7 protein-coding genes are annotated in these 4,371 nt (G+C 73.5%); all 7 read left to right on the top strand.

Annotated features, from left to right (window positions below; all coding sequences use genetic code 11):
• Positions 1 to 1,100: hypothetical protein (locus VGI02_RS09585; protein ID WP_331627103.1), on the top strand; the 1,100-nt coding region annotated here is incomplete at its 5' end.
• Entirely contained in the window at positions 1,097 to 1,633 is a 537-nt protein-coding gene (locus VGI02_RS09580; RefSeq protein ID WP_331627102.1) for a hydrogenase maturation protease, read from the top strand. The genes VGI02_RS09585 and VGI02_RS09580, both read left to right, overlap by 4 nt.
• Positions 1,630 to 1,731 (top strand): DUF6893 family small protein, encoded by a 102-nt coding sequence (locus tag VGI02_RS29110; RefSeq protein WP_414638231.1) that lies wholly within the window; start codon positions 1,630 to 1,632, stop codon positions 1,729 to 1,731. The genes VGI02_RS09580 and VGI02_RS29110 overlap by 4 nt, the downstream gene beginning before the upstream one ends.
• Positions 1,732 to 1,734: 3 nt before the next feature.
• Complete coding sequence (locus VGI02_RS09575; protein WP_331627101.1) at positions 1,735 to 2,094, top strand: hydrogenase maturation nickel metallochaperone HypA/HybF; 360 nt, start codon at positions 1,735 to 1,737, stop codon at positions 2,092 to 2,094.
• On the top strand, positions 2,094 to 2,375 hold the full coding sequence (locus VGI02_RS09570; protein WP_331627100.1) for a HypC/HybG/HupF family hydrogenase formation chaperone: 282 nt from the start codon (positions 2,094 to 2,096) through the stop codon (positions 2,373 to 2,375). Before VGI02_RS09575 ends, VGI02_RS09570 begins: the two co-directional genes overlap by 1 nt.
• 5 nt (positions 2,376 to 2,380) lie before the next feature.
• On the top strand, positions 2,381 to 3,529 hold the full coding sequence (hypD, locus tag VGI02_RS09565; RefSeq protein WP_331627105.1) for a hydrogenase formation protein HypD: 1,149 nt from the start codon (positions 2,381 to 2,383) through the stop codon (positions 3,527 to 3,529).
• Between the two features lie 101 nt (positions 3,530 to 3,630).
• On the top strand, positions 3,631 to 4,371 hold a 741-nt coding region (gene hypE / locus VGI02_RS09560), incomplete at its 3' end, for a hydrogenase expression/formation protein HypE (RefSeq protein ID WP_331627104.1).

The following is a 4,371-nucleotide window of genomic DNA, read 5'->3' as shown; positions in this document are numbered from 1 at the left end:
GCACCGTCCTCGACGCCGACGGCGTCCCGCGGGAGCGGCTGGAGGTCGACGGGGTGCCCCACTTCGGGTGGGACGAGGGCGTCCCGCGCCAGGTCGACGCCGAGATCGCCGTCGACGACCTGCGCGACGCCCCGGTCACCGTCCCCGTCGAGGTCCCCCCGGGCCGGGTGGTCGAGCCGATCCACGACGCCGAGGGGGTGCGGCGCGGGACCTACCGGCGTGAGACCGACGCGCTGACCGGCCGCGTCGTCGTCGCGCTGGAGCCGGTGCCCGGCCCGTACGGCGCGCTGCGGCTGCGCCTCGACGTCGTGAACGACGCCGAGGTCCTCGGCGGCGGTGACCGCGAGCTGGACCGGGCGTTCATCGCCGCGCACACCGTGCTGGCCCTCGACCCCGGAGCGTTCGTCTCGGCCACCGACCCGCCGGAGTGGGCCGCCCCCGCCGTCGCGGCCTGCGTCAACGAGCACAGCTGGCCGGTGCTGGCCGGGCCGGAAGGCTGCACGTCGCTGCTGCTCGCGACCCCGATCATCCTGGCCGACCACCCGCAGCTCGCCCCCGAGAGCCCGACCGACCTGTTCGACGGCACCGAGAACGACGAGATCCTCACCCTGCGCACGGCGGCCCTGACCGACGCCGAGAAGCGCGAGGCCCGCGCCACCGACCCGCGCGCGGCGGACCTCCTCGACGCGATCGAGGCCATGGGTCCGGCGATGTTCGAACGGCTGCACGGCGCGATCCGGCCGGCCGGGCGCGCGCCCGACGAGGTGCCGACGCTGACCAACCCAGAAACGCTGATTCCCCCCGAAACGCCCTGGTGGGACCCGGGCGCCGACGCCTCCGTCGACCCGGCGTCGGACGCCGCGCTCGTCGGGGACGTCGAGATCCGCGCGGGCAGCGGGGTCGTGCTGTGGCCGCGGCCCGGGGGCGACGCCCAGGACCTGTTCCTGCGGGGGCGGCGCGGCACCGTCCAGGCGGTCCTGCACGACGTGGACGGCCTGGTCCACGTCGCGGTCTCGCTCGACGACGACCCGACCGACCTGCAGACCGCCCACGGCCGGTTCCGCTACTTCGCGCCGGACGAGCTGGCGGTGGGCCCATGAGGATCCTCGTGGCGGGCGTCGGCAACGTGCTCTGCTCCGACGACGGCTTCGGCTCCGAGGTCGCCGCGCGGCTGCTCGCCCGGCCGGACGACGTGCCCGCGGGCGTGGAGGTCGTCGACGTCGGCATCCGCGGGCTGCACCTGGCCTACCGCCTGCTCGACGGCTACGACGTGCTGCTGATCGTCGACACCACCCACCGCGACCAGCCGCCCGGCGCGCTCTACCTGCTCGAGCACGACCTCTCGGCCGCCGCCGACGCCGAGCTCGACCCGCACGGGATGTCCCCCGACGCCGTCCTCGCGCTGCTGGACGGCCTCGCGCGGGACACCGGTGCGGGCGAGGGCGCCCGCGGCGTCGTCGGGCGGGTGCTGGTGCTGGGGTGCGAGCCCGCGGAGCTGGAGCCGGGGATCGGGCTGAGCCCGCCGGTGCACGCCGCCGTCGACGAGGCGGTCGCGGCGCTGGGGCGGGTGCTCGGCCGGCTGCTGGCCGGGGAGGACTTCGTCGCTCACCAGAAGGAGGAGGTTCCGCAATGATCAAACTGTTCGGGCTGGCGGCGCTGGTCGGGGTCGGCTGGGTCGCCTACGACTCCCGTGAGGACATCCGCCGGTACCTGCGCATCCGGGCGATGTAGGCGATGCACGAGTTCGGGGTCGCGGCCGCGGTGCTCGACGCCGTCGAGGCCCGCGCGGGCGGTCGCCCGGTGAGTGCGCTCCGGCTGCACGTCGGGGCGCTGCAGCGTCTCGACCGCGACGTCTTCGACTCGGCGTTCGGCATGGTCGCCGACGGCACGGTGGCGAGCGGAGCCGCGGTCGAGGTGGTCGAGGTCGCGGTCGAGGTGGCGTGTCGCGGGTGCGGCGGCTCGACGACCGCCGACGAGCTCGTCGTCTCCTGCGGCCACTGCGGCGGGCACGACCTCGAACTGCGCTCCGGCGACGACCTCGTCCTGGAGTCGATCACGTTGACGGACACCCGCACCGAACAGGAGGTGGGCTGATGTGCCTCGGTATCCCCGGTGAGCTCGTCGAGATGCCCGACGACGACACCGATCTCGCGCTGGTGACGGTCAGCGGCGTCCGCCGCAAGGTCAACATCGGCCTGCTCCGCGGCGAGGGGGAGCCGGAGCTCCTCGTCGGCGACTGGATCCTCATCCACGTCGGCTTCGCCCTCGCGAAGATCGACGAAGAGGAGGCGGCGGCAGCCCTGCGGGTCCTCCACGAGCTCGGCCCCGCCTACGACCAGGAACTGCAGGACTTCGCGACGACGGACGTGGGGTGACGACGATGCGCTTCGTCGACGAATTCCGGGACCCCGAGACCGCACGCCACCTGGCGCGCAGCATCGCCGAGTTGTGCGAGCCGGGGCGGCGCTACGCGTTCATGGAGGTCTGCGGCGGCCACACGCACACCATCTACAAGCACGGGCTCGAGGACCACCTCCCCGAGAACGTCCGCCTGGTGCACGGCCCCGGCTGCCCGGTGTGCGTGCTGCCGATGGGGCGGGTCGACGACGCCATCGCGATCGCCGAGAACGACGACGTGATCATGACGGCGTTCGGCGACATGATGCGGGTGCCCGGTGGGCACGGCTCGTTCTTCGACGCGAAGGCCGCGGGCGCGGACATCCGGATGGTGTACTCACCGCTGGACGCGCTGAAGGTCGCGCGGAACAACCCCGACAAGCGCGTCGTGTTCATGGCGATCGGCTTCGAGACGACGGCCCCGTCGACGGCGATGACGGTGCTGCGGGCACAGGCCGAGGGGCTGGAGAACTTCTCGGTCTTCGCCAACCACGTCACGATCATCCCGGCGATCAAGGCGATCCTGGACTCACCGGACCTGCGGCTGGACGGTTTCCTCGGCCCGGGCCACGTGTCGACGGTCATCGGGTGCCGGCCGTACGAGTTCATCGCCCGCGACCACGGGAAGCCGCTGGTCACGGCCGGTTTCGAGCCGCTGGACATCCTCTCCTCGGTGCACTGGCTGATGCGCCAGCTCGCCGAGGGGCGCTGCGAGGTGGAGAACCAGTACAGCCGCGTCGTGCCCTGGGACGGCAACCAGCGGGCCCTCGAGGTGATCGGCCGGGTGATGGAGCTGCGGCCGTGGTTCGAGTGGCGCGGCCTCGGGTTCATCTCGCACTCCGCGATGCAGCTGCGGGAGGAGTTCGCGGCGTTCGACGCCGAGCGCATCTTCCACGTGCCCGGGGTGCGGGTGGCCGACCCCAAGGCGTGCCAGTGCGGCGAGGTGCTCAAGGGGGTGCTCGAACCCTGGGAGTGCAAGGTCTTCGGCACCGCGTGCACTCCGGAGACGCCGATCGGGACCTGCATGGTGTCGTCGGAGGGGGCGTGCGCGGCGTACTACAACTTCGGGCGGTTCAGCCGCTCGCGCGTCCGGGAGGCCACGATGCTCGCGGATCCGGTGGTGCGGCGGTGAGCGCGGAAACCGGGACAGGGACGGGGACCGGCACCGGCACCGGCACCGAGCAGGCGTCCTGGGCCGAGGAAGCGGTCGCCGCGCACGCCGGCTCCGAGCACCTGCGTACCGAGGAGCAGGTGCTGGAGCGCATCGAGCGGGCCCGGCGGCGCCGTCCACGGGTGCGCGAGGAGCGGATCACGCTGGCGCACGGGGCGGGCGGGAAGGCGACGGGCACGCTGATCGAAGCGGTGTTCCTCGAGGCGTTCCGCAACCCGGAGCTGGAGCCCCTCGGCGACGGCGCCATGGTGCGCGTGGGCGACACGCGGCTGGCGTTCTCCACCGACTCCTACGTCGTGTCGCCGATCTTCTTCCCGGGCGGCGACATCGGCGACCTCGCGGTCAACGGCACCGTCAACGACCTGGCGATGTGCGGGGCCCGGCCGCTGTACCTGTCGGCCGGTTTCGTGCTCGAGGAGGGGTTCCCGGTCGCCGACCTGCAGCGCGTCGTCACCTCCATGGCCCGCGCCGCGGAGGCCGCGGGCGTGCGGATCGTCACCGGCGACACCAAGGTGGTCGAACGCGGCAAGGCCGACGGCTGCTTCGTCACCACCGCGGGCGTCGGGCTCCTCGACCGTCCGGTCACGCTCGGGGCGGACCGGGCCCGCCCCGGCGACGTGGTGCTGGTGTCCGGGCCGATCGGCGACCACGGCGTCACGATCCTGCTCGAGCGCGGCGACCTCGACATCGACTCCGACCTGACCTCCGACACCGCGGCGATGCACACGCTCGCCGCCGACCTGCTCGACGCCGGCGGCGAGGGCGTCCGGGTGCTGCGCGACGCCACCCGCGGCGGCGTCGCG

The organism is Actinomycetospora sp. (assembly GCF_036497245.1).
Lineage (GTDB): Bacteria > Actinomycetota > Actinomycetes > Mycobacteriales > Pseudonocardiaceae > Actinomycetospora.
This window is presented reverse-complemented; position numbering and strand designations above follow the sequence as displayed.

Bases quoted from the DNA above. Each gene is read 5' to 3' on its own strand.
- VGI02_RS09580 (WP_331627102.1), top strand. From the start codon at position 1,097: ATGAGGATCCTCGTGGCGGGCGTCGGCAACGTGCTCTGCTCCGACGAC.
- VGI02_RS29110 (WP_414638231.1), top strand. From the start codon at position 1,630: ATGATCAAACTGTTCGGGCTGGCGGCGCTGGTCGGGGTCGGCTGGGTC.
- VGI02_RS09575 (WP_331627101.1), top strand. From the start codon at position 1,735: ATGCACGAGTTCGGGGTCGCGGCCGCGGTGCTCGACGCCGTCGAGGCC.
- VGI02_RS09570 (WP_331627100.1), top strand. From the start codon at position 2,094: ATGTGCCTCGGTATCCCCGGTGAGCTCGTCGAGATGCCCGACGACGAC.
- hypD (WP_331627105.1), top strand. From the start codon at position 2,381: ATGCGCTTCGTCGACGAATTCCGGGACCCCGAGACCGCACGCCACCTG.